This window comes from Maridesulfovibrio spiralis (SeqCode) (assembly GCF_048571135.1).
Lineage (GTDB): Bacteria > Desulfobacterota > Desulfovibrionia > Desulfovibrionales > Desulfovibrionaceae > Maridesulfovibrio > Maridesulfovibrio spiralis.
The window spans coordinates 3,305,741-3,329,829 of the sequence record NZ_CP182344.1 but is presented as its reverse complement, the minus strand read 5'-3'; the positions used below and the strand labels follow the sequence as shown (position 1 = coordinate 3,329,829).

Genomic DNA, 24,089 nt, shown 5'->3' with positions numbered 1-24,089 from the left:
TAACTATTCAAATTTCTAACAGGCTGCGCTATAACGCAGCCTGTTAGTTTTTTTGAACCCCGTGAAATGAATTAAGAGGTTTTAATGCAGACTGTTAAGCTTGCCATCGCCGGATTCGGCACTGTCGGAACCGGACTCGCCCGGATTTTGGAAGAAAACGAAGATGTAATCCTCGCCCGATGCGGCAAAAAATTCGAGCTTACATCCGTTCTGGTCCGTGACGTGAACAAAAAAAGGGATTTCCTCCCCGGACCTGAAGTAACATTCACCGCCGATCCCGATGAATTCACATCCAACCCGGATGTGGACATCGTTGTTGAACTTATGGGCGGCACTACGGTAGCCAAGGAAATCGTCATCAAAGCTCTCGAAGCCGGCAAGCATGTAGTAACCGCCAACAAGCATCTGCTGGCCGAACACGGCATTGAGCTTTTTAAAATCGCCGCCAAGAACAAAGTCGGCCTCTACTACGAATCCAGCGTAGCCGGCGGCATTCCCATCATCCAGTCCATCAAGGAATCTCTGGCTGGAAACCGCATTAAATCCATTGTCGGTATCCTTAATGGAACCGCCAACTACATACTTTCCGAGATGTCCACCAGTAATCTCGAATTCGATACCGCACTGGCACAGGCAACCGAACTTGGTTACGCCGAAGCCGACCCGACTTTTGATATCGAAGGTATCGACGCTGCGCACAAAGTGTGTGTGCTGACCCGCATTGCCTACGGCAAGGACTACCCCCTTTCCGAGCTGCCCATCGAAGGTATCACCAAAATCGAAGGACAGGACATCCGCTTTGCCCGAGAATTCGGCTACCGCGTAAAACTTATCGGTGCTGTACGCGATGTAGGCGGCAAACTTGAAGCCGGTGTTTTCCCGGCACTGGTCAAGTACACCCTGCTGCTCGCACGCGTAGGTGGCAACTACAACGCCGTGCGCGTTGAAGGCAACGCAGTGGGTCCCGCATTTTTCCACGGACAGGGCGCAGGCTCTCTGCCCACCGGAAGCGCGGTTCTGGCAGACATAATGGCTCTTGCACAGACCGAAAACCCGGATAACACAGGGTTCTGCAACGCCCCCATCGAAAAAGCAGATATCCTCGCACCGGAACTCGCTACTTCCGAGTACTACTTCCGCTTTACCGTACAGGATAAGGCAGGTGTCATGGCTGCTCTTTCCAAATGCCTTGCAGAGCACAACATTTCCATTGCTCAGGCTGTGCAGAAAGGTAACCCCGACGACAAGGATATCCCTGTGGTCTTTACCACCCACAAAGCCAGCACCAAGGATGTGAATGCGGCAATTGCCGAGATCGACAAAATGTCCTTCATCACTAAACCGACCATGTCCATGCGTATTTTAAAAGGATAAACTGCAGCTATGAAACTTCTCTTTCTCATTGCAGACGGAATGGGCGGCTGGCCCATTGAGGAACTTGGCAACAAAACCACCCTTGGCGCAGCCAACACACCAAACATGGATATGCTGGCTGGAAAAGGTCTGATCGGAACCTGCCGTACAGTGCCCAAAGGCATGGCTCCCGGATCCGATGTCGCCAATATGTCACTGCTTGGTTTCGATCCCGCGACCTACCATACCGGACGCGGCCCCATCGAAGCGGCAGCGCAGGGTCTCCAGCTTGGACCGGACGATCTGGTCTGGCGCATGAATCTGGTCAACCTTTCCGAATTATCCGAAAGCGGAACCATGTACGACTACTCTGCCGGACATATCAGCTCTGAACAATCCGTACCGCTGGTGGAAAAGCTTCAGGCCGAACTGGGCAATGAAGAGTTCACTTTTTATCCCGGTATCCAGTACCGCCACCTGCTGGTGCAGAAAGATGGTGCCAAAAAAATGGAAGCGGAACTGAACATCCGTCCGCCTCATGACCTGACCGACAAATCCATTGATGCAGACATCCGCGAATACGCCAAAAGCCCACAATTGGATAAGCTGGTGCGTGATGCAGCAAAAGTTCTTGCAGACAGCGGAACCAAGGCTGTATCCATCTGGCCCTGGGGACAGGGTCGCCCGCTAAACCTTCCTCCTTTTGAGAAAAAGTTCGGCATGAAGGGCGCGGTAATTTCCGCAGTAGATCTGATCAAAGGTCTGGGCCATGCATCCGGTATGGAAGTGGTCGACGTGGAAGGTGCTACCGGGCTGGTGGATACCAACTACGAAGGTAAGGTCGAAGCTACGTTGAAATTTCTGGAACACGGCGACTTTGTCTACGTGCACCTTGAAGGCCCGGACGAATCCGGCCACATGGGTAGTGTAGAAGATAAAGTGAAATCTATTGAACGCTTTGATTCACGCATTGTCGCCCCCCTGCTGGAAAAATATCCGCTGGATAAAGCCAACTACGTGATCACCTGCGACCACTATACCCCCATTGAAACACGCACCCACGATGAAACCCCGGTTCCTTTCATCATGACCTCGCCGCGCCTCGTAGCTTCCGGCGAGACTTCATTCACTGAAGAGACCGCTGACCGTTCCGGCATCATCATCCCGGACGGGCACAAATTCATGCAGTGGGTTCTCAAGAAGACCAACTAATGAAAACCGAATTCCCAAGCCCTCACTCATGGCTGAAACATAGCGTTTCCTACGGTGAAACCGATGCCATGGGTGTGGTTTATTACGCAGAATACCTGCACTTTTTTGAGCGTTCCCGTTCGCTGTTTATCCGCGAACGGGGCATGAGCTATGCTGAGGTTGAAGAACGCGGAATATACCTGCCAGTACGCGAAGCCAATTGCCGCTACCGTATCCCGGCCCAGTACGACGATCTACTCAACATTCAGGTCGGCATCAGCGAATGGAAACGCGCCTCCATCAAGTTCATCTACAACATTTACAAAGATGAACAGAACTCTCTCATCGCTACCGGATTCACCGAACACGCCTGCGTCAATAAAGACGGGCGTCCTGTTCGCGTACCGGAATGGTTGCGTGAAATATTCTAGTAAACTTTAATCCCCGCTCGAGACTCTCGTCATTTTTCCTGACTTAAGATTCCCGTGAGAGGAAATAAACAGGGTGTGAATGCAAATTCACACCCTGATTCACTAATTTCAAACACGGACATACTCATGTATTACGACGTTCATACCCATGCATTTCATCCCAAGATTGCAGATAAAGTAATTAAACAACTTCACGACCACTACGGCATCACCGCAGTTGGTAACGGTCACCCGGAAGATCTGCTGAATCGTGCAACCCGCGCCGGGCTGGACCGGGTAATTATCCACACCGCCGCCACCTCACATGATCAGGTTATTCCAGCAAATAATTGGTCTATTGAACTGGCTAAATCCGACGAACGCATCGTGACCTTTGGAACCATGCACCCAGATTACGATGACCCGGAAAAAGAATTTGCGAGACTGGAACGCAACGGAATCAAAGGTTTGAAATTCCACCCTGATTTCCAAGGCTTCTTCATGGATGACCGAAAGTTTTACCGCATCATGGAGATGGCGCAGGACCGCTTTATCTGCATGTTCCACATCGGCGACAGGCTGCCGCCGGAAAAAAACCCGTCCTGCCCGCTGAAGCTAAAAAAACTGCTCCGGAACTTCCCGCGCCTGAAAGCCGTCGGCGCGCATATGGGCGGACTCTACCACTGGAAAATGGTTGCAGAAGAGCTAGCCGGGATGGATGTCTACTTTGACACATCCAGCTGCCTGCCCTTCATGGACAAGAAAGTCCTTTACGAGATCATCAACAAGCATCCCCGGGAACGCATCCTCTTCGGGAGCGACTACCCTCTTTTTGATCCGCAGGACTCAATGAAAGAGCTACAGCACGCACTCAAACTCAAAGACAGCGAACTGGAACTGCATATGAGTGCAGTAGACAACCTGCTCAACTAAAAACAAAAAAACGCACAAGGAAATCCTTGTGCGTTTTTTTATTCTGCCGCGTACTTACCCATACAATGGACAACTAAATGGCTGAACGGCCGGATCAGGTTAAAATATACAGGACCGAGCCAGTTCTTATAGCGGACAATTGTAAAGACATTGTAATGATGCTTACCGTTCTCAGCAGCCTCAGATGCAACACCGATATATGCTATAAGATGCTTATCCTCAGCCTCTCCAATCCAGAACTTATCCGCTTCAAAATCAACTGAACTGAAAAAATCAACCTGCCCACCGCGTTTGAAATCGTAATCTGAGACTTGAAGGCCGTGATTTATGAATTCATCATGTTTGAGTCCCATTATTCCGGCCAATACGCCTCTGACTTTGTACAGGAATGTCAGCCATCCCGGCTTGTAGGACATCAAACGGATCAAAAAATCATCCATATCACGACTGCTCTCAAAGCCCCTGCAATCAATAGCATCGGCATTAGCACTAAATTTATGTATTTGAGGAATATTGCTTAAAATTGCTGTTGGATCGGTCATGGGTTCATCCTCCCGGCTTCCAGCCCTTCAATGCGCAACACTTCAAATTCACGGATCATATTCATATCCTTCCAAAGGAAATCATGCCCTTTAAAAAAACGATAGACACTTACTTTACCGAGAAAATTATCTATCTCGGACCGGGTAGCCTTTCTTCTGACTCCTGTCCGGCAGAATAACCGTAAGGCCGGCTGGGATGGAAAACGCCCTTTCCATAATGACTTGATCCAGAACCCTGCTCCGGGATTGGCTGCCATCAGAGTCATGCGCGGATCACGTTCAATGTTTTCACGCATCGTTTTAGGGAATTTTTCAAAATAGTACCCCTTACCCTTACCGCTAAAAGCAACTGAGCCTATAGGTGATATACGTGGAAAACCATCCGCATCCACCGTTCCCAGAGACGCATGCTTTACCTTGGCAAACAGGTCTTCGACCTCGTTCCATGAAACATCCGACTGCATGACACCAACTCCTTTTTATTTCACAGGAATTCGATATAACTCCTGCTTCATCGTTTTAAGAATACATCTATGCTCTTCTTCCGAAATATTTGAGCCCATCATGCGAACTCCCAAAAACATGGAGTAACTGATTTTAGAAAGCAGTGCTGCACGTTCCGTATCTCCGCTTACCTCTTCAAAGATAGATCGCAAATAGTCAATTCGCATTCTGTCTACACGTTCAACATACTTCTGTGCGAAAGGATCACATAAAGCCCACGCCCTGATGCTGGTCTCAGTTCCCGAGGGCTGCTTGTGTGAACTCTCGACTACCAGATTGAAGCGTTCAGTCGCATCAGCGCCCTTGTCCGCAGCTTCTATACTGGCAAGTGTCCCTCCCTCCACCCAATGTTCGAGCATGCGTTCCAGAAAATCTGCCCGGTTCGTGAAATGGTGATAAAAAGACCCCTTGGTCACCCCAATCTTGCGGCAAAGACTATCAATAGTCAGCTGCTGCACACTCTCAGTCTCCAACAGTTTCAATGCCGCATCCAATAAATCTTCCGCTGAATGCCGCAGTTCTTTCTTCGTTTGTTTTACGCCCACTTCTCTCTCCAAATCGTCAATACCATACCGTATGGTATGTTAAAATTAGACAACAAATAACATATTGTCAAGTACACAAAAAAAGAGCCGTCTGCGGGCAACCACAGACGGCTCATACAACCTCGAAAAGTTATGAAATACTTTCTAGTTGTGTGCTTTTTCCTGCTTGGGGTGACATGCGTTGTTAGCACAAGGAGCAACGGCGAGATCAGTTACGCCTTCCTTGTTCAGCTTTACGTGGCAACCACGGCAGCTGATGTCGCTCTTAAGGGTATGGAAAGCCTTAAAGTAAGAGTGGGGAGCAGCCTTTTCTTTCAGGTTGTCGTGACAACCGGCAGCAGCACAGCTCTTGATGGGGGTTTTGCCATCCCAAGTGTGGTGACACTTACCACAGTTCACATCCTGATGGTCGAAGTGAGAAAACTTAACCGGCGTAAAACGAGTCTGGTTAAGCACTTCAGGACGTTTAAATTCGAGGTTGATGGGGAAACTTACAACCAGATCTTCGGAAACGATTTCAACTTGTTTGTCACCGGAGATGCTTGCAATCTCCTCACTAAGATTGCTGGTCGCAGTTGAATACATAATTACGAGAACGGCAAAGAGTACAGCCGCTCCAACATACAGAAAATTCGTCTTCATTCTAATCCTCCTCATGAAAGTCGTAATTACCTAATCAAATTTGGGGATTATTTCAATAAAAATACGTAGATGTATCTAGTCTGCAACGGCCTAAAACATGAGTTTTCAGGACTACACAACATACATTGAGAAAATTTTCACACAAAACCATTTAATATAAAACAATCACACACAACCACTATTTAAATGTAACAATAAAGAGCAACATGATCTTATACAACTCAATGGGCCGAAGTTATATTCAGTAAGGCAAGTTTTAGTACTTTTTACACTAAATTCTAAAGCATATTCACGCGAAAAAAGACTCTTTATTTAAAATCAGAAATTAAAAAAAACTCACATTTTTTCTATAATGACACATTTTCTTGCACAGTCCAGAATAACGGACATCTACGTACGGGAATTTATACCCCGTTTTATATCTAAAACAACAAAGAGCCCCTCTCTGCATCACAGAAAGAGGCTCTCCAAATCATACTATTTCAAAAAAAACTACAAACTACTCCCGCACACCAGCCATAAGCAGACCAATGCTATCCACCTTAGCCCTATCATTCACGGAAAATTCATCCATGATCTGACCGCAGTACATAACAGCTACACGGTCAGCCAGCTGCAGGGCTTCACCTAGGTCCCCGGTAATCAGTAGAACACCGGCCATCTCCCGGGCTTTCAGCAACCTGTTCCAGACTTCCTCGGTAGCGGAAATATCCAGCCCCTGAGTGGGCTGCTCAGCTACAATAAGATGCGGCTGGCGATACAGTTCGCGGGCCAGCACCATCTTCTGGAGGTTACCGCCGGAGAGCTGCCACGCAAGTGCGCGAATCCGTCCGGGACGGACATCATATTCCTCTACAAGTTCCTCAGCCACCCTAGCGGCTTTGTCATGCTGCAAAAGAGGTCCGGCAGAAAATCCCTGACGGGTTGTCAGAAGCAGGTTGTCCACCAGATCAAGATTACGGGCGGTGGCAAGGTCAAGACGGTCTTCCGGAATGTAGGACATGGAGTTGTTCCAAGTCATATCCGCAAAGAACTTGCGCCACGGCTTGCCCATAATAAAAATTGTATCTTTGGGAGGTTTGCGCATTCCGCAAACGCCTTCCACCAGCTCCTGTTGGCCGTTACCTGCAACACCTACGATTGCGACAATCTCACCCTTACGGACATCAAGATTAATATCACGCAAGCCGATTCCGGTCATATTCTTTACTTCCAGAACATTGTCGCCGATTTCAACCTCTTCCTTGTCCACTTCAAGAATGATTTCCTTACCGACCATGCGGCAGGCCAAATCAGCCTTGGAAGTAATCTTATCGCGAGGAACTTCGGCATCGATATTACCACGGCGCAGGATAGCCACTTCGTCCGCTATAGCCATAACCTCTTCCAGCTTATGACTGATAAAAACAACGGACTTACCCTGACGGGTCATGGCCCAAAGAGCTTCGAATAGACGGAAAGCCTCGCGTGGGGTGAGAACAGCTGTGGGTTCATCAAAAATGAGCACCCTGCTCTCGCGGTAGAGAAGCTTGAGAATTTCAACGCGCTGCTTTTCACCCATGGACAGGGTTGAGACTTTTGCGGAAGGATCAATCTCCAGCTCATAGTCCTCAGCGAGTTTGCGAACGCGATCTTCCATTTCTCTGGGATTAACGAAAAAGCCACCTTCCTGACCAAGCAGCACGTTCTGGGCAACAGTCATGGTATCAACCAGCATGAAGTGCTGGTAAACCATACCTACGCCGGCCTTGATCGCATCCTTCGAGTTGGAGAAATCAACACGCTGGCCGTCAACTTCAATATGCCCTTCGTCGGGACGAAAACGTCCGGCAAGCATGGACATGAGTGTACTTTTACCCGCTCCGTTCTCACCAAGCAGAGCCTTGATGCGTCCGGGGTAAAGGTCGAGTGAAATTTGATTGTTGGCAACAACCTTACCGAAACGCTTGGTGATGCCTTTAAGGGAAATAATCGGGTCGCAACCCTCAAATCCGGTAGCTTTCTGACATTCGGGACGGGTGAAATCCTGTTGTGAACTCATGCTGCCACCTATCCTTCAGGCTCAATGTTAATTCCCAGATGAGCGGGAGCGTTTCCGCTGCGACCACGCATTGCGGAGAAAATCAGCACCAGAATAGTCAGGGCATAGGGCAGCATCAGCAGTAATGAGGAAGGAATGTGTGTACCCACCGCCTGCAAACGCAACTGGAAAGCCATAACTCCACCGAACAGGTAAGCACCGAAAACAGCCCGGCCCGGTCTCCAGAATGCGAAAATAACCAACGCAACCGCAATCCATCCGCGTCCGCCGGAAAGACCGTTCGCCCAGAGGTGGGTGTAGGCCAGAGAAAGGTATGAACCGCCCAGACCGATCAGAAAACCACCGCCAAGCAGCGCAATCCAGCGCAGACGGATAGCTTTCAGACCTACAGCAGCAGCTGCAGCAGGCTTTTCACCTACAGCACTGATCGCCAGTCCGAGACTGGTACGGTTGATGAAGAGCATGAAGAAAACAGGAATCAGGTAGGATACATAAACAAGTGCATCCTGCTTGAAAAAAATATCCCCAACGTAAGGGATAGCGGAAAGTACCGGAAAGCTGAATTTATCAAAGCCCTCTGTAGCAGTGCCGATGTACGGTGTACCAAGGAAATTACACAGCCCGACACCAAGAATTGTCAGTGCCAGACCGGAAACAACCTGGTTTCCGAGACAACTGATACAGACAATGCCATGCAACGCAGCCATGAATGTTCCGGCTATGCCCCCGGCTATGAAGCCGAGCCAAGGGTTGCCCGTGGTCAGGGTCACGAAAAAAGCCGCAAAAGCCGCCATACTCATCATGCCCTCAACACCAAGGTTGAGCACCCCGCCCTTCTCAGTGAGAATCTCACCGAGTGTGGCGTACAGAATCGGCGTTCCGGACTGCACTGTCGCAGCCAGCAAAGGGACAATAAAACTTTCCAGCATTATAGTATCCTATAATTATCATTGCCTCCGGCGGCCCTACCGGGAGTCCCGCCGGGGGCTTAAACCCTTTTTGAAAAAAGGGTTTAAGAATCCCAAAAACTTTTAGTAAGCTTCGCGTCCACTAGCATAGGGACCGTGGAAACTTAAAAAAATATACTACACGCAAAATATCACGTGGGAAACATTCTTAAATGGAACCCCAATCTACGTCCCCAGCGGCGAAGCCCTACCAAAAAGTTTTGAAGGGATGGGGTCTGGGGAAGGGAAACTTTTCCCAAAAGTTTCCCTTCCCCAGCCGCCGGAGGCAAATTCTTTCTATTTCTTCTTCACGATCTTGTAAGTCACAAACATCTGACCGGCGAGGACGGACATAAGAATGAGTCCTTCCATGATTGATCCGAAAGATGCCGGGGTCTGTAACTCAAGCTGCATATTTTCAACACCCACGCGCAGAGCTGCAAGCAGGTACGCTGAAATGCCTATGTAAAGAGGATGTAATCTAGCCAGCCATGCTACAACAATTGCGGTGTACCCGTAGCCGACCATGATTGAGGGCTGCAACCTGTTGATGGTAGCGGAGGCTTCAATGCATCCGGCCCATCCGGCCAGTGCGCCGGAAATTGCCATAACCAGAATGGTCAGCATTCCGTAAGGCAGCCGAGAATACATGGCGATGCGCTCGCCCTCACCCGCGACTTTGATCTCAAATCCAAGACGGGTGAAGCGCATGAACGCCCACATGGCGATACCGGAACCGACACAAACAGCGAAACCCCAATGCAAACGGGTATCACCGATCTGGCCGATAATCGCACTGGGCGAAAATTCCGGAGTCACAGGGAAACCGAAACTGGCCGGGTCCTTCCATGCACCGAATACGAGGTATTCAAGCAGCAGAATGGCGATGTAGTTGAGCATCAGGGTGGAGATAATCTCATTAACCTGCAATTTAAGACGCAGGATTGCCGGTATGTAAGCCCATGCAGCACCGAAAAGTGCGGCACAGATAAACATAAGCGGCATGAGCAGAAAGCCGGGCAGTCCGGGAAAGGTAAGCGCGGCCCATGTTCCTCCGATTGCGCCAAGCGCAAACTGGCCTTCGGCCCCGATATTCCAGACCTGCATCCTGAAGGCTGTAGCAACACCCAGTGCACAGAGAAAAATGGGGATAGATTTTAAAAGGGCATCTTCCAAAGCCCATGAAGCACCAAAAGACCCCTGCCAGAGCACGAAGAGTCCTTGTACAGCAGATTTTCCCTGCAATTCAAGCAGGAGCGCGCTGATCCCAAAAGATAGAACCAGAGCGCCCACGAGAATAAACGGGGCGCCCCAGTTCCAAGGTTCATCACGCTTTTGTAAGCGATAACCCAACATAAATTATTACTTGGTGTTCCCGATTACGCCTTCAACAAACCACATCATACCGAGCATTTCAGGATCGGTCATGGATTTACCGGCAGGAACCATTTCTTTACCGTTCTGGTCTTTGAGGGGACCTACGAAGATTGCGTTATTGCCTTCAATAATTTCTTTCTTGGCAGTTGCAACAGTGTCCTTAACATTCTGGGGAACCATGGGACCGAAAGGAGCGATGTCTACGATACCCTGATCCATGCCCCACCACAGGGATTCGTTACCCTGCCATACGCCGTCACGGAGCTGCTCAACTGCGTTCTTGAAGAGAGGAGCCCAGTTCCAAACAGCTGCGGTCAGGTGAGCCTTGGGCGCCATTTTGGACATATCAGAGTTGTAAGCGATGGAGTACTTGCCGCGCTCCTGTGCTGCTTCCTGCGGTCCGGGGGAATCCTGATGCTGGGTGATAACGTCAGCTTTCATGTCCAGCAGGGAAATCGCTGCGTCTTTTTCCAGTGCGGGATCGTACCAGGTTTTGGTCCAGACAACACGAACGGTTGCTTCAGGGTTAACGGAACGCACACCAAGGGTGAAAGCGTTGATACCGCGGATAACTTCAGGAATAGGGAAAGCTGCAACGTAACCGATGATGTTGGACTTGGTCATCATACCGGCAACGATACCGGTCAGATAACGAGCCTGATACATACGGCCGAAGTAGTTGCTCATGTTAGGGGTGGTTTTAAAACCGGAGCAGTGCAGAAATGCGGTCTTGGGAAATTTTTTGGAAACTTTGACCATGGGGTCCATGTAACCGAAGCTGGTACCGATAATCATGTCGTAACCCTTACGGGCGAAGTTGAGCACAACGCGCTCGGAGTCCGGACCTTCGGCAACGGATTCTACAAAAGATGTTTCAACCCAGGGGAGGGCGTCGATAGCCTGACGGCCCTGATCCTGTGCGTAGGAGTAACCTTCGTCACCTACGGGAGAAATGTAAACAAAACCGACCTTAACTTTATCCTTCTTGGCACCGGCAAACGCAACAGAAGCCAGCATCACGGACATGGCCGCAACAATGGCCATAAGCAGTACTTTACGCATCATCCACTCCTTGAGAATTAGTTAGAAACCCTGTTGAAGCTTCGTATCAACGAATCTTCCCCTGATTGTAAAACAAAAAAACAAATACACAACCAGCCCCCGGACTCCCTGCGTCCGGCAGCTGGAAATGCAAATGTCTAGTAACCTAAAACCGTATTAAGACTAAAAGTCTTAACTATTATTTTCCTGTGAAACCTTAACAATGGGTTGTGCGAACTGAGTCGCGCTGTCCCAAGGAAAGAGAATCCAGGTATCCTGACTTACTTCAGTAATGAAGGTGTCCACGAGGGGACGCCCTTCAGGCTTGGCGTAAACAGTCGCGAAGTGAGCTTTGGGCACCATTTCGCGTACAAGTCTGGCTGTGCCTCCGGTATCCACCAGATCATCCACCAGCAACCACCCTTCGCCGTCGCCTTTGAAATCTTTAAGCACAGTGGCTTTCTTTTCCTGAACTTTCCAATCATATGTGGAAATGCACACGGTGTCGATAAGTCTTATATCCAGCTCACGGGCCAGAATCGCCGCAGGAACCAATCCACCCCGGGTAATGGCCAGAATACCTTCAAAAGGCCCTTTTTCAAGCAATCTCCAGGACAAAGCCCTGCAATCCCGGTGCAATTGTTCCCATGATATGGGGTACATTTTACTATATTTGTCAGCCTTGGACAATTTATCTTCTCCTTGATTTCCATGCATGCACGCGGTTCTCCCTAGCCCAAGGAGTGAACAAGGGCAACATAAAAATAAACGCATTTCCACATTTATGAAAAATTCAGGTAGTTTTAGTCCTCCCAAAAAGCTGCTGAATGCTATCGGTGACAGCTATCCAAGAATGCAAGATTACCTTTTAGCAGCAGACTGTGACTTCCGTCTACCCTGTCCAGACAGTGAAAAAGTCATCCCGGCCTTACATTTTATTTTTGATTTTACATAAAACTCCGGCAAGGTTATTAGAATAGCAGAACTGACTAAATTCAATTAACAAAAATCAAAGGGCTTAACATATGAGATTTCAGGATGCCGACCGCCTGCGCTATAAAATAACCCTGCCCCTTATCTTTTTGCTGGCACTGGCCGCATTATACTTATTCCATACCCTGCTAATTGAGCGTAAAAACTATACTGACACTCAGGCACTGCTGGTATCACTGCACGCAACTGCCGGTGAAATCATGACCAATCCCGACTCTATGGGAACCGATTCCGCCAGCGGATCTTTCAGCGCAATTTTGGATACTTTGCGGGAATATCCAGAGGACAACAAGTTAACCCAGCTGCTGGACAATGAAGACTCCACCCTTTTCTTTGCTGCTGATAATTTTCTTCGGGCAGTAAAAACAGGTAAACAGGAAGCAGTGAATAAAACCATGCGCAAACTGGCTTCATCCATCGGCATGGTTTCCTCTGATATAAGCAAAGCATCGAACAGACACTATGTGAATCTGGTTAAATATGAATACGTCTTCCTGTTTTTGATCTGCATTCTTGCTGTGCTTCATTATTATCTTGTGGACTCTCCCATGCGCGAAGAATTGAAGCGTTGCGCACGGGAAAAAGAAGTCAGCAAATCAACCATCAGGAAATTGGCTGAACGGGATACCCTGACCAACCTTCCGGGCAGAATGAAATTTTATGAAGAATCAGAAAAAGCCGTATCCACAGCCATAAGATACGATTCAGATCTGGCATATATTAAAATGGATATACATGGCTTTAAAAGCATCAACCAAAAGCACGGACAGAAAGCAGGAGACAAGATTCTGGCCGGATTTGCCCGGGTTGTGCGTAAAAATCTAAGACGCCCGGACAGCTTTTTCCGTGTCGGAGGGGACAAATTTATTATAATCGCCCCTCATACTTCAGTAACAAATGCAAAAAGTCTTACCGAAAAGATAAACAAGATCATCACGCAAACCAAAAGCCTTAAGGCCGTGCCTTTCATCGTCAATACCGGAATTGCCATGTGCGATCCTGATGACAACTCCGAAAGCCTGCTGAAAAAGGTGGATACAGCCCTGACCGAATCAAAAAAATACGGTCCCGGCACAGTATACACCCATCCTGAATCTGCAAAACCAACTGAGTAGACAATGAACAAATTTTCAACAATCTGCGTTGCCGTCTTTGCTGCCGCCCTTCTGGGGCTGACTGCATGTTCAAGCCACAAGACTTCTACTGCTGCCGTTTCAGCTGAGCCTGAACAGAAACTTAAGCCGGGAACCATTCCGCTTCATGATTTCTTCAAAAACCCCGAAGCCGCAGGATTCACAATCTCCCCCGACGGGAAGAAGATTGCATGGCTGGCCCCTTGGAAAGACAGGCTCAATGTCTTCGTAAAAGACCTTTCGACCAACAAAACCACAAGGGTAACCGGGGCTACCAAACGCGACATCTACGGCTACTTCTGGGTCGGCAACGACCGCATAGTGTTCGGTCAGGATTCCGGCGGCGATGAAAATGTGCATACTTTTTCCGCTGCTGTTGACGGAAGCGGGGCAACCGACCTGACTCCATTTGAAAACACCCGCACCAACCTACTGGATGATCTTGAAAATGACGCAGACCACATCCTGATCACCATGAACAGGGACGATCCCAGAGTCTTTGATGTCTTTAAATTGAATGTGACCACCGGAGAACTTGTACTTCAGGCCCGCAACCCCGGTGACATCGTAGGTTGGATGACCGACCACAACGGTCAGGTGCGCATAGCCATAGCCACCCGTAACGGCCAGAATGTCATCCTCTACCGGGCCGATGACTCCGAACCTTTCCACAAGCTGATGAGCATGGACTTCAGGACGGCTTTCATCCCCCTGCTCTTTGATTTCGAAAACAAGAAATTCTATGTCAGCACCAACATCGACCGCGACAAACAGGCAATCTACCTCTTCAACCCGGAAACAAAAGAGCTGGAGCAGCTGGTATTCGAGCATCCTGAAGTTGATGTAGAGCAACTCATGTATTCTAAAAAACGCAAAATCATCACCGGGACCGGATTCTACACCGACAAGCATCATTACGTCTTTTTTGATGACCTGCGTGAAGAAATACAGCATGACCTTGAAGCCATGCTGCCCGGTTACGACGTAGCCCTGACTTCCGTTGATGACGACGAAAGCAAATGTATTGTCCGCACCTATTCCGACCGCAGTCTTGGTGCAGGATACATTTACGACATCGCAACAAAGGAACTGAAAAAATTTGCGGACGTCAGCCCGTGGATTGATGAATCGCAAATGGTGGAAATGAAACCGGTATCTTTCACTTCCCGTGACGGTCTGACCATTCACGGCTACCTGAGTCTTCCCAAAGGCAAGGAAGCCGGAAAACTGCCCGTGCTCATCAATCCGCACGGAGGTCCCTGGGCGCGAGACTACTGGGGATTCAACCCCGAAGTACAATTCCTGACCAACCGGGGTATTGCCGTCTTGCAGGTCAACTTCCGCGGCTCCACCGGATACGGTCGCGATTTCTGGGAAAAAGGCTTCAAGCAATGGGGCCTCAACATGCAGAACGACCTGACCGATGCCGTAAACTGGCTCATTGAGCAGGGAATAGCCGATCCTGAGCGGGTCGCGATTTACGGAGCTTCATATGGTGGTTATGCAACCCTCGCCGGGTTGACCTTTACCCCCGATATCTACGCCTGCGGAATCGATTATGTCGGCCCGTCCAACCTGTTCACCCTGTTGGAGACACTTCCGCCATACTGGGAAAACGAAAAACAGGAATTCTACATCAAGGTCGGCGATCCGGTCCGCGATTACAAACTGTTGCGCAAGGTTTCCCCGGTATTTCATGTGGACAAAATCAAGGCTCCACTCTTTGTAGCACAGGGAGCAAATGACCCGCGTGTGAAAAAGGCAGAATCAGACCAGATCGTCAAAGCCTTGCGTGATCGCGGCGTGGCCGTGGAATACATGGTCAAGGATAACGAGGGGCATGGTTTCCAAAATCAGGAAAACCGCTTTGATTTTTACGAAGCCATGGAAAGGTTTCTTGATAAACATTTGTTGCAGTAACCCAACAATCATTCCTACAAAAAAACGCCGCACTCAGTTGAGCGCGGCGTTTTTGTTTTTCAGTTACCCTTGCTTTAGCGACGCAGCAAAGAAATCCCGGAAATCTTATTGAAAGTGCGCACTGCGAAAGCATCAGTCATGCCTGATACATAATCAACAATCCGCTGGGTATTTTTATAAATTCCCGCACCCTCTGTGGGTTTGTAAAGGTCGGGAAGCAGCTTGACCGACTTGCGGCTTTTGGTGCTCAGTTTTTCTTCGGTATGCAATTCGCAGACAATCTGCCCGAAGAATTCAAGGATTTTCCAAAGTACTTCATACGCAGCAGCCTCAGTGTCGATGACTTCAGTGGAGTTGTAGACTTTTTCAATTGCAACCTTTTTAAGCAGGCTGAACTCTTCGGCCTTTTCTATTTCCTCTGTCAGGCTGGATTCAAATTTGCCCTCCAGAATGGCCTCTTCGTTGTCGAGAAAGACTTCACATGAACTGGTAACAAGCGCGTTGATCGCCGTTGCCCTCAGGTACTCCACCTTTTCCTTATTCTCATCCATTCCGTTGATCCGGGCCAGCACAGCAGAATCTCCGCCCAGAATATCCATCAACATATCACGGATATTCTCAAAGGAGATCAACCCGAGACGGAAACCGTCTTCCATATCCACAACGTGGTAGCAGATGTCGTCTGCAGCCTCGACGAGGTAGGCGAACGGATGGCGCGCCCATTTATTTTCAGCAAGCTTAATTAGTCCCAGATGCTCTGCAATCTCGGAATAGGAATCAGCCTCGCTCCGGAATATGCCGAACTTCTTTTTCTTCCCGGCATAGTCCGAAGTGAAAGGATATTTGGTAAAAGAAGCCAAAGTGGCGCATGTAAGCTGCATGCCACCAGGATTTCCGGCCCGCTGCAAGGCCAGCACATTACGCAACCCCTGTGCGTTGCCTTCAAATAACCTAAAGTCCTCACGCTTTTTCTTGCCGATCCAAGTGCAGAGATTACACCCGGTTTCAGTACTTTCGAACCAGTCACGAATAGCATCCTCACCGGAATGCCCGAACGGAGGGTTGCCTATATCATGCATGAGACAGGCGGTCGCTACTACTGTTGCGGGTTCGGCAGGCATGAGGTCAAGCCCGTGCCGTTCAATCAACTTGCTGCCGACCATGTAACCGAGGGAACGGCCCACCGAGGAAGTCTCAAGGCTATGGGTCAGCCGGGTGCGCACATAATCACTGCGCGAAAGCGGAAAAACCTGCGTCTTATCCTGCAATCTCCTGAAAGCCGAAGAAAAAATTATGCGGTCAAAGTCACGCTGAAATTCACTGCGGTCGTGATCAATATAGTCTGACTTTTCTTTTCCGATTCTCTGCTTGTTTAATAACTTATTCCACTTCATTTGTTAGATGATCCTTTTGCTTGTCCCACAACTCACGATAATGATTAATAATACGATCCCACGTACCGTCTGCACGCATGGACTTGAGAGCCACGTTAAAACGGTCCCGGAGACCAGCGTGACCGAGTTCTTTGGAAAATGCCACATAAATATTATTTGAAGAAACCGGTTCTCCCAATTGGCGGATCTGGCCTGCCACTCCCAGCTTTCTTATGGCCCCGATTGTTGAAATCTTGTCTCCGACCATGACGTCAAACCGTTTCCTGATAAGCTTTGTAATATTCATTTCCGGAGACACACTCACCTCGATATGCCCAGATGAAATTTCATTTTTCACAAAGTTATCAACTTTATTGCCGTAACTGAAATTCCTGACTACCCCCAACTGGAAATCTTTCAACTCGTCCAGATCACCATTAAATACAAGCTTGGAATCCTTACGCACATACAGAGTCATCAGCTCGGTTCTGACCGGATCACTGAAAAACATTTTTTCGTTTCGTTCAGGAGTCAGCAGGATACTGAAAACCCCGTCCGCCTGACCATACATGCCCATGTATAAAGCCCGCTTCCATGGGACCAGCATAATTTTCAATTTTTCATCCATGCGCCGGAAACATTCCTGCAAAAGCTCAACATCCAGCCCTTTCACTGTACCATTGGAACAATAAGAGTAAGGCGCAAATTCCAATGATACAAAAGTATACTCTTTTGCAACCCCATGATTGGGAATAGTCAATAGTATTAAGCAGATCAATATAGATAATATTAATATTATTTTTCTGTTTTCGGGCATATTACCAATATAGCTCAAAGACATTAATCCAGCAAACAATCCTTAGTATAACCTGCCATCTACCCACGGTAAGAAAAAAGGAGCTTCAAAATATTACGCACCCGGTCTGAAAAGAGCTTCTCGCCGAGCAGCTTCCCTGCGACCTTCTTATTCATCTCAGAAAGAGTGGGATACGGATGAACAGCCCCGGCAAGGGTCGCCAGACCTACTTTACCGTTCACTGCCGCCACCCATTCGGAAAGCAGTTCACCGGCATGAACCGCAACAATCTGACAGCCTATGGGCTTTTCTTTTTTATTCAGCAGCAGTTTGATACGGCCCCGCGCTTCACCTTCTGCCAAGGCACGGTCACTAGAGGAGAATTCTTCAATCACGGTTTTGTACTCAATATCCGCTTTCTGCGCCGCTGCTTCGTTCATGCCCACACTTGCCAGTTCCGGGTCAGTATAAGTGCACCACGGCAACCATGTGTAATCCGCCTTGCGCGGCAGATGGAATACAGCATTGGAAACAACAATTCCGCCCTCGTAACCTGCGGCATGGGTAAAACGGTATTTCCCGGTCACATCCCCGGCAGCATAAATATTCGGAACCGAGGTACGCATACGTGCATCCACCTCGACAGAGCCGTTCTCAAGCTTGACACCGACCTCCTCAAGACCCAGCCCCTGAGTATTGGAAGTACGGCCCATTGCAACCAGCAAATGTCTGCCTTCGACAGTCTGCAACTTGGATTCTGATTCCAGCCGGACCCTGATCTTATCCCCGGACTCATAGACTTCATGAATCCTGGAACCGAGCACAAAACGAACTCCGTCCTCAGTCAGACCTTCCATGACATAACGGGCCATGTCTTCGTCTTCCCGGCTGAGAATCTGGCTGCTGCGCTGAATCACCGTCACTTTGGTTCCCAGCCGTTGAAATGACTGGGCCATTTCAACGGCAATGGGGCCTCCGCCGAGTACAATCAAGGACTCAGGCAGCTCCTGCAAAGAAAATATATCCACATTGGTCAGGTACGGCACATCGGCCAGTCCTTTGATAGACGGAATGGCAGGAGAAGATCCACTGGCAACAACCCATGATCCGGCTGAAATCCTGTTACCATTGAGGGAAATAGAATGATTGTCAGTGAAGCGCGGAGCACCGAATAGGACTTCAACACCAAGGGAATTAAAACGCTCCACGGAATCATGAACCTGAATCTTGTCGATCACACTTTGGATGCGGGCCGCGACTTTGGAAAAATCAACCGGCATAAGATCAGCTTCGGGCAGACCGAAATCCCCGGCCCGAGCCATTAGATGCCGAACCCGCGCACTGCGGATCAGGGTTTTGCTGGGCACGCACCCGTAATGAAGGCAGTCGCCGCCGAGTTTGTTTTCTTTATCAATCAGCAGAACCTTCACCCCAAGCTGGGCGGCCCCGGCAGCAACAGTCAACCCCGCAGCACCACCGCCAATAACGCCTAGATCATAATCATATCTGGCCATGCCTTCTCCACTTTAGATATGCAGCACACCGCGCAAGGCAGCGCCGTAAAGCCCACTTTCCTGATTATCATTCAGGAATACCGGAATCTGCTTCAGGTAATCACCCATTGAGCTGGAATCGAAAAATTCATTTAAAAAAACAGGCTGCTCAATCACGAAAGGATTCTTGGCCACAATGCCCCCGGCAATATACAGACCTCCGGTCGCGCAGACGCTGATAGCGTAGTTGCGGCAACAGCGGGCCATGAACCGGGAATACCATTCGAGAGTATCGTTCCCCTGTTTCATTTTTGCGGCAACCTCTCGCGGTTCAAGATCTTCCCCGGTCAGATACATATGCAGGATATTCAAACCGCGCCCGGTAAGCACTTCATCACCGCAGCAGTACGAAAGGTTACGCTTGTCCATGACGAACCTGCAAAAATCAAGTTCTTCCGGGGTCTGGCAGGGAAATGAAATATGTCCAGCCTCGGATGGGACAGGCACGTAACCGAGTTCAGACACAGGAACGGGAACCAGTGCACAATGTCCCAGCCCGGTTCCGGCTCCGATCACGCCTACGGTTCCGATTGGTGAAATATCGGCTTCATGGATGACTCTGCACCCTTCTACAGCCGGAGTACGGCAGGCATAAGCCTGTGCTGCAAAATCATTAATCAGCACAGCAGCATTGAAGCCGTATTTCTTATACCCGTCCCGGAAATCCACATCCCAGTCCACATTGGTGACATTGCAATAGACGCCGCCCACAACCGGACCGGCAACGGCAATAACCGTCACATCAAAATCTGAAGGAGCATATGGGAAATCACTTGCGCCGAGCATTTCCATTAGATGGTCAAAACTCTGCGCTTCCACGCTGGAAAGCCAGACCGTTTCTTTCATGACCAGATGATGGCCCGGTCCGGTCTCAAATGCGGCAAACCTGCTGTTGGTGCCCCCGATATCCACGGCAAGAACTAATCCCATTATAGCAATCCCCTGCTGAGGTAATTAAGTTTAAAATTCACACAAACCAACCTGAATTCTAATACATTAATCAAAAGAAATAAACGATCATAGTTCTACTTTTCCGGGCCATGCATTGTCAAAAAACGGACACAAGAAAACCCGGCGCGGACCGCCCTTCTCAGGACGTCGCACCGGGCCGGTTATTCAATTCTGAATTGGAGATCTGTTTTTGCGAGCCTAGGAAGCCTTAGCTTTCACTAAAGGGACTTCATGAAGGATTTTGTCCTTGGCCTTTTTCTCATCCCGGCGCATCTTGATATACTTACGGGTAATATTTCTAAGGGCTTCGGCCTTTTCTTCACGGTCATCTGCATCAATGAAAGCACCCAACTTTCTTTCGAGCTTGTAAGGATTCTGTTCATTCTTGATAGCGACAACTCCGTCAAGGATCATTTTCTGATTAATCAACTCGTTACGGGTCCGGCAACGCACGGTTTCAGCCATGGGAGCGAAAATCATGTTGCTGAAAATTACTCCATAAAGAGTCGAGATAAATGCAACCGGGATGTGCTTGAGAATCATTGCCGGATTGTCGATGCCCATAAGCAGGCCGATCAATCCGATTACTGATCCGGCAACACCGAATGCAGGAGCGAAACGGGCCATGGATTGGAAGACTCGTTCTGATTCGCCGCGGCGCATATTGAAAAATGACATTTCAGTTTTGAGGCAGTCCTTGATTTCATGCTCCTCAAAATTATCTACCAGCAGCATGAGCGCATTTCGCAGGAAGGAAATAGTGGTCTTTTCGCCTGCTTTTTCAAGGGAAAGCATACCGTCCATCTTAGAACGCACACTGAGATCAAGCAGGGTTTCCACAATTTCCTCATGAGTTGCCAGACGGGTGGAATAACTGTCCTGTACCACCCGGAAAGCTTCACGCAACAGCTCAACCGGATAGCTGAGCAGTACCGCCACAGCAAGGCCGGAAATTACGATGGCAAGAGCTGCCGCATTCCAATAAAGTGCTATCCCTCCGCTGAACCAAAAGCTTCCGGCAAATATGGAAGAGGCAACGATGACGCCGATTAAATTCTTTTTATTCATTACAGACCTCCTTACTTGGCATTGACATCAGTATTGATAACCACAATTTCGACCCTGCGGTTGTTGCCTTGAACCTCACCCATATCACCGGGTAATTCAGGTGCTGAACCGCCGCGTCCGCTTACAATTATGCGTACCGGGTCGATTGTTTTCTGATTGATAAGATATTCAGCAACCTTTGCAGCACGTGCCGCAGAAAGAGCAAAAGACGATTCCTCACCCGTTCTGGCTGCGTCGGAAGAGTCGGTATGGCCGACGATATGAATGGCATGATTGCTGGTCTTGAGGACTTCTGCGACTTCGGCAAGATATTGACGGGTCTTAGGCTCAAAAACGCTTTTGCCCGGTGCAAAGAAGGCATTGCCGCGCATCACGATTTTCAACTCACCGTCTTCTTCCTTCATGCTCACCGCACCGTCATCGCTACGGTAAAGCACATCTTCAGGACTCATGACCACGCGTGCTGAGCTGGACATGGCCTCGCGGTGGAACGAAATCATTTCAATAAGTTCATCAGCCGGGTTAACCGCGACCTGCGACTGCGCATTGCCCTCGAAAATGACTTTGATGTTTTCCTTGGATTGGCTGTAGATGAAAAGCACTACAAAAAGCACAAACATTACCATCATCAGGTCCGACCACGGAACAGCCCAGCCATTCATGCCGGAAGTATCCGTGTCTCCTGACTTAAATTCAATCAGATCGAGTTCACATTTCAAGTCGTCAAATTTCATACCTTGCTCCGTCATCGGAAAAGTTCGGGTTAAGCCCGTGGTTCTCTCTGACTTGAAAGCAAGGGTAATGCCAATGGCTGAAATAGTGTATATTACAAGGACTAAGAAAGAATTACTTTACTTAAGGAAAGGATAAAAATTGAAAAAGTCAAAAAGAGGACATAAACGGAACGTCCTAAAAAAAAGAGCGGCTTCCTTTTCGGAAACCGCTCTAAAAAAATTAAAAAGATCTCAATCACAAATCAATGCACAGCCCATCCTGAGCCATGATTATCTTCTCCGGCCTGAACTCGGCCAGCTGGGAAAACTCCTTGGTATCTTCAAGAAATTTCTGCAACTGGAAATCATCCAGCACCGGCTCCTGATGGAACAGGCAAAGGGTCTTGACTTTAGCCATACCGGAAAGCTCAACAGCGATGATGTTGTTTGAATGCCCCCAGTCTTCCTTGATGGAATTAGCCTCGGCAAATGAGTACTGGGCATCCATTATCAGGAGATCCGCATCCTTGAAAAATTCAGCAAACCCCTTATCGGTTAGTGCTGTGGCACTTTTGTGTTCGCAATCAGTGGAATAAACTGCAGATTTTCCGTCTTTTTCAAAACGGTAACCGAATGATCCCCCCGGATGATACTGGGCTTTGACCTCAATACTCACCCCGGCAATCTCAAATTTCTGTCCCGTTTTCAAACGGATGAAATCAATATCCGCAGCCAGATTATCGAAATGAACCGGAAAACAAGGCTCGCTCTGCTGGTTGCGCAAAACGGCTTCTATGTTTGGATGACCGCCGTAAAAAGTAATCTTGTTTCCGGGAATGTAAGCCGGGACGAAGAAAGGAAAACCCTGTACATGATCCCAATGCAGATGGGACATCAATATATGGAAATGGGCTCCCGGCGCACCATGCCGGTCAGCCATGACTTTGTTGCCCAAATCACGCAGCCCGGTCCCGCAGTCGCAGATGATATAATCATCCCCCTGCCCTTCCACCTGAATACATGGGGTATTGGTTCCGTAAGAACCGCGAACAGGAAACGGAAGTTCATTGTCTATAAACTCATCAAGATCGGTTGTTGAATCAATTCCTTTTTCAACAGCAATCTCAAGTGCAGCCTTAACCTTGGCTCTAGCCCTTTCGGCATTGAATGTGGCAGACAGGGACCCGCGCGCGCCCCAGATGCAAACCTTCATCTATTACTCCTGTTCTGTATTTTATGAATTATTACATCCAGAAGCAGAAAAGGGCAACAAAAGCATACAAAAAATAACAAGCCGACTGAAATCGGCATTAACATTTGACCTATCGCCGACTATCAAACAAAATCAGCAGACAATTTGTGACCGACCCGATAAAAATATTTAATTAAAAGAGTAAGCCATGAGCATATATACCACAGTGAAACCATTGATTTTGGGATCAGGTTCCCCGCGCCGCAAAGACCTGCTGCAATCTGCTGGGCTGGAATTTGAAATCAAACCCGCCACCTGTGACGAACCCGCCCCGCTTCCCAATCAGGACCCCGAAGAATACGCCACCCTGATGGCCGAACAGAAAGCGGAAAACGTAGCAGCCTCCAATCCCGGAGCCTACGTACTGGGATCGGATACCATCGTAGTCCGTGACCGCGACATCCTCGGCAAGCCTAAAGACCGTGACGAAGCCTATGAAATGGTAAAATCCCTTTGCGGCCGCAAGCATAATGTAATCAGCGGCTGTGCCCTGATCTCACCCGAAGGGGAAAAAATCAGCTATGCAATATCAACGGAAGTGGAGTTCATCGACTTCAACGAAGCCGCAGTAAAAGCCTACGCCGCCACCGGAGAACCCGACGACAAAGCCGGAGCCTACGCCATCCAAGGTCAAGGCGCGTTTCTGGTCAAGGGCATCAGCGGGTCGTATACCAACGTGGTTGGTCTGCCGCTGGCGCGTGTGATTGAAACTCTGGTTGAGTTGGGGGTTGTTGTGGCGGGGGATGGATAAAAAATAATTTCTAAGTTAAGCTATTAGAATAAAGTTTAATATAAACGGAAAAGTGAGCTA

Annotated in this window: 24 protein-coding genes; 8 read left to right on the top strand and 16 right to left on the bottom strand. The window is 48.8% G+C overall.

The window, feature by feature from the left end; all coding sequences use genetic code 11:
• Positions 1-84 precede the first annotated feature (84 nt).
• From ACNI29_RS14905 to ACNI29_RS14890, 4 genes are all read left to right on the top strand, one after another.
• A complete protein-coding gene (locus ACNI29_RS14905) occupies positions 85-1,374 on the top strand; it encodes a homoserine dehydrogenase (RefSeq protein ID WP_419779162.1) in 1,290 nt (429 codons plus the stop codon).
• A gap of 9 nt (positions 1,375-1,383) precedes the next feature.
• A complete protein-coding gene (locus ACNI29_RS14900; protein ID WP_419779161.1) occupies positions 1,384-2,565 on the top strand; it encodes a cofactor-independent phosphoglycerate mutase in 1,182 nt (393 codons plus the stop codon).
• A complete protein-coding gene (locus ACNI29_RS14895; RefSeq protein WP_419779160.1) occupies positions 2,565-2,975 on the top strand; it encodes an acyl-CoA thioesterase in 411 nt (136 codons plus the stop codon). Before ACNI29_RS14900 ends, ACNI29_RS14895 begins: the two co-directional genes overlap by 1 nt.
• 126 nt (positions 2,976-3,101) lie before the next feature.
• Positions 3,102-3,887, top strand: coding sequence for an amidohydrolase family protein (locus tag ACNI29_RS14890; RefSeq protein WP_419779159.1), 786 nt, complete (start codon positions 3,102-3,104; stop codon positions 3,885-3,887).
• A gap of 38 nt (positions 3,888-3,925) precedes the next feature.
• Here the strand turns inward: ACNI29_RS14890 and ACNI29_RS14885 are convergent, their stop codons facing one another.
• The 9 genes from ACNI29_RS14885 to gpt all read right to left on the bottom strand — a co-directional run bounded on the left by ACNI29_RS14885 (position 3,926) and on the right by gpt (position 12,243).
• Positions 3,926-4,429 carry a DUF2867 domain-containing protein gene (locus ACNI29_RS14885; protein ID WP_419779158.1) on the bottom strand — a complete coding sequence of 168 codons (504 nt, stop codon included), beginning with the start codon at positions 4,427-4,429 and terminating at the stop codon, positions 3,926-3,928.
• Positions 4,426-4,893 (bottom strand): pyridoxamine 5'-phosphate oxidase family protein, encoded by a 468-nt coding sequence (locus ACNI29_RS14880; RefSeq protein ID WP_419779157.1) that lies wholly within the window; start codon positions 4,891-4,893, stop codon positions 4,426-4,428. Before ACNI29_RS14880 ends, ACNI29_RS14885 begins: the two co-directional genes overlap by 4 nt.
• Before the next feature lie 15 nt (positions 4,894-4,908).
• A complete protein-coding gene (locus ACNI29_RS14875) occupies positions 4,909-5,478 on the bottom strand; it encodes a TetR/AcrR family transcriptional regulator (protein WP_419779156.1) in 570 nt (189 codons plus the stop codon).
• A gap of 144 nt (positions 5,479-5,622) precedes the next feature.
• Complete coding sequence (locus tag ACNI29_RS14870; protein ID WP_419779155.1) at positions 5,623-6,120, bottom strand: cytochrome c3 family protein; 498 nt, start codon at positions 6,118-6,120, stop codon at positions 5,623-5,625.
• Positions 6,121-6,619: 499 nt separating this feature from the next.
• Complete coding sequence (locus ACNI29_RS14865) at positions 6,620-8,161, bottom strand: ABC transporter ATP-binding protein (protein ID WP_419779154.1); 1,542 nt, start codon at positions 8,159-8,161, stop codon at positions 6,620-6,622.
• An 8-nt stretch (positions 8,162-8,169) separates the two neighbouring features.
• Positions 8,170-9,090: an ABC transporter permease gene (locus tag ACNI29_RS14860; protein ID WP_419779153.1), complete on the bottom strand. Its 921-nt coding sequence runs from the start codon at positions 9,088-9,090 to the stop codon at positions 8,170-8,172.
• Positions 9,091-9,405: 315 nt separating this feature from the next.
• A complete protein-coding gene (locus tag ACNI29_RS14855) occupies positions 9,406-10,464 on the bottom strand; it encodes an ABC transporter permease (RefSeq protein ID WP_419779152.1) in 1,059 nt (352 codons plus the stop codon).
• A 6-nt stretch (positions 10,465-10,470) separates the two neighbouring features.
• Entirely contained in the window at positions 10,471-11,547 is a 1,077-nt protein-coding gene (locus ACNI29_RS14850) for a BMP family ABC transporter substrate-binding protein (RefSeq protein ID WP_419779151.1), read from the bottom strand.
• Positions 11,548-11,718: 171 nt separating this feature from the next.
• The gene (gpt, locus tag ACNI29_RS14845; protein WP_419779150.1) at positions 11,719-12,243 is read right to left on the bottom strand and encodes a xanthine phosphoribosyltransferase; all 525 of its coding nucleotides are present in this window, start codon (positions 12,241-12,243) and stop codon (positions 11,719-11,721) included.
• Between the two features lie 67 nt (positions 12,244-12,310).
• Here gpt and ACNI29_RS14840 point away from each other — a divergent pair, with 67 nt between their 5' ends.
• The 3 genes from ACNI29_RS14840 to ACNI29_RS14830 all read left to right on the top strand — a co-directional run bounded on the left by ACNI29_RS14840 (position 12,311) and on the right by ACNI29_RS14830 (position 15,572).
• Entirely contained in the window at positions 12,311-12,481 is a 171-nt protein-coding gene (locus tag ACNI29_RS14840; RefSeq protein ID WP_419779149.1) for a hypothetical protein, read from the top strand.
• 70 nt (positions 12,482-12,551) lie between these two features.
• Entirely contained in the window at positions 12,552-13,634 is a 1,083-nt protein-coding gene (locus tag ACNI29_RS14835; RefSeq protein WP_419779148.1) for a diguanylate cyclase domain-containing protein, read from the top strand.
• 3 nt (positions 13,635-13,637) lie between these two features.
• Entirely contained in the window at positions 13,638-15,572 is a 1,935-nt protein-coding gene (locus ACNI29_RS14830; RefSeq protein ID WP_419779147.1) for a S9 family peptidase, read from the top strand.
• 74 nt (positions 15,573-15,646) lie between these two features.
• On the opposite strand, the gene ACNI29_RS14825 is transcribed toward ACNI29_RS14830, so the two are convergent.
• From ACNI29_RS14825 to ACNI29_RS14795, 7 genes are all read right to left on the bottom strand, one after another.
• Positions 15,647-16,966: a deoxyguanosinetriphosphate triphosphohydrolase gene (locus ACNI29_RS14825; protein WP_419779146.1), complete on the bottom strand. Its 1,320-nt coding sequence runs from the start codon at positions 16,964-16,966 to the stop codon at positions 15,647-15,649.
• Complete coding sequence (locus ACNI29_RS14820; protein WP_419779145.1) at positions 16,953-17,705, bottom strand: substrate-binding periplasmic protein; 753 nt, start codon at positions 17,703-17,705, stop codon at positions 16,953-16,955. The genes ACNI29_RS14825 and ACNI29_RS14820 overlap by 14 nt, the downstream gene beginning before the upstream one ends.
• Before the next feature lie 116 nt (positions 17,706-17,821).
• A complete protein-coding gene (locus ACNI29_RS14815) occupies positions 17,822-19,255 on the bottom strand; it encodes a dihydrolipoyl dehydrogenase family protein (protein WP_419779144.1) in 1,434 nt (477 codons plus the stop codon).
• Between the two features lie 12 nt (positions 19,256-19,267).
• Positions 19,268-20,224, bottom strand: a complete 957-nt coding sequence (locus ACNI29_RS14810; RefSeq protein ID WP_419779143.1) for a glucokinase — start codon at positions 20,222-20,224, stop codon at positions 19,268-19,270.
• Between the two features lie 219 nt (positions 20,225-20,443).
• A complete protein-coding gene (locus ACNI29_RS14805; protein WP_419779142.1) occupies positions 20,444-21,313 on the bottom strand; it encodes a motility protein A in 870 nt (289 codons plus the stop codon).
• Between the two features lie 11 nt (positions 21,314-21,324).
• Positions 21,325-22,047, bottom strand: coding sequence for an OmpA/MotB family protein (locus tag ACNI29_RS14800; RefSeq protein WP_419779141.1), 723 nt, complete (start codon positions 22,045-22,047; stop codon positions 21,325-21,327).
• 235 nt (positions 22,048-22,282) lie between these two features.
• Entirely contained in the window at positions 22,283-23,239 is a 957-nt protein-coding gene (locus ACNI29_RS14795) for an MBL fold metallo-hydrolase (protein WP_419779140.1), read from the bottom strand.
• Between the two features lie 187 nt (positions 23,240-23,426).
• Between ACNI29_RS14795 and ACNI29_RS14790 the strand changes: the two genes are divergently transcribed.
• Positions 23,427-24,029 (top strand): Maf family protein, encoded by a 603-nt coding sequence (locus ACNI29_RS14790; RefSeq protein WP_419779139.1) that lies wholly within the window; start codon positions 23,427-23,429, stop codon positions 24,027-24,029.
• Positions 24,030-24,089 lie beyond the last annotated feature (60 nt).

Bases quoted from the DNA above. Each gene is read 5' to 3' on its own strand.
- ACNI29_RS14825 (WP_419779146.1), bottom strand. From the start codon at position 16,966: ATGAAGTGGAATAAGTTATTAAACAAGCAGAGAATCGGAAAAGAAAAG.
- ACNI29_RS14835 (WP_419779148.1), top strand. From the start codon at position 12,552: ATGAGATTTCAGGATGCCGACCGCCTGCGCTATAAAATAACCCTGCCC.
- ACNI29_RS14890 (WP_419779159.1), top strand. From the start codon at position 3,102: ATGTATTACGACGTTCATACCCATGCATTTCATCCCAAGATTGCAGAT.
- ACNI29_RS14815 (WP_419779144.1), bottom strand. From the start codon at position 19,255: ATGGCCAGATATGATTATGATCTAGGCGTTATTGGCGGTGGTGCTGCG.
- gpt (WP_419779150.1), bottom strand. From the start codon at position 12,243: ATGCATGGAAATCAAGGAGAAGATAAATTGTCCAAGGCTGACAAATAT.
- ACNI29_RS14860 (WP_419779153.1), bottom strand. From the start codon at position 9,090: ATGCTGGAAAGTTTTATTGTCCCTTTGCTGGCTGCGACAGTGCAGTCC.
- ACNI29_RS14865 (WP_419779154.1), bottom strand. From the start codon at position 8,161: ATGAGTTCACAACAGGATTTCACCCGTCCCGAATGTCAGAAAGCTACC.
- ACNI29_RS14850 (WP_419779151.1), bottom strand. From the start codon at position 11,547: ATGCGTAAAGTACTGCTTATGGCCATTGTTGCGGCCATGTCCGTGATG.
- ACNI29_RS14880 (WP_419779157.1), bottom strand. From the start codon at position 4,893: ATGCAGTCGGATGTTTCATGGAACGAGGTCGAAGACCTGTTTGCCAAG.
- ACNI29_RS14855 (WP_419779152.1), bottom strand. From the start codon at position 10,464: ATGTTGGGTTATCGCTTACAAAAGCGTGATGAACCTTGGAACTGGGGC.
- ACNI29_RS14805 (WP_419779142.1), bottom strand. From the start codon at position 21,313: ATGAATAAAAAGAATTTAATCGGCGTCATCGTTGCCTCTTCCATATTT.
- ACNI29_RS14790 (WP_419779139.1), top strand. From the start codon at position 23,427: ATGAGCATATATACCACAGTGAAACCATTGATTTTGGGATCAGGTTCC.
- ACNI29_RS14885 (WP_419779158.1), bottom strand. From the start codon at position 4,429: ATGACCGATCCAACAGCAATTTTAAGCAATATTCCTCAAATACATAAA.
- ACNI29_RS14900 (WP_419779161.1), top strand. From the start codon at position 1,384: ATGAAACTTCTCTTTCTCATTGCAGACGGAATGGGCGGCTGGCCCATT.
- ACNI29_RS14840 (WP_419779149.1), top strand. From the start codon at position 12,311: ATGAAAAATTCAGGTAGTTTTAGTCCTCCCAAAAAGCTGCTGAATGCT.
- ACNI29_RS14795 (WP_419779140.1), bottom strand. From the start codon at position 23,239: ATGAAGGTTTGCATCTGGGGCGCGCGCGGGTCCCTGTCTGCCACATTC.
- ACNI29_RS14830 (WP_419779147.1), top strand. From the start codon at position 13,638: ATGAACAAATTTTCAACAATCTGCGTTGCCGTCTTTGCTGCCGCCCTT.
- ACNI29_RS14800 (WP_419779141.1), bottom strand. From the start codon at position 22,047: ATGAAATTTGACGACTTGAAATGTGAACTCGATCTGATTGAATTTAAG.
- ACNI29_RS14870 (WP_419779155.1), bottom strand. From the start codon at position 6,120: ATGAAGACGAATTTTCTGTATGTTGGAGCGGCTGTACTCTTTGCCGTT.
- ACNI29_RS14895 (WP_419779160.1), top strand. From the start codon at position 2,565: ATGAAAACCGAATTCCCAAGCCCTCACTCATGGCTGAAACATAGCGTT.
- ACNI29_RS14905 (WP_419779162.1), top strand. From the start codon at position 85: ATGCAGACTGTTAAGCTTGCCATCGCCGGATTCGGCACTGTCGGAACC.
- ACNI29_RS14810 (WP_419779143.1), bottom strand. From the start codon at position 20,224: ATGGGATTAGTTCTTGCCGTGGATATCGGGGGCACCAACAGCAGGTTT.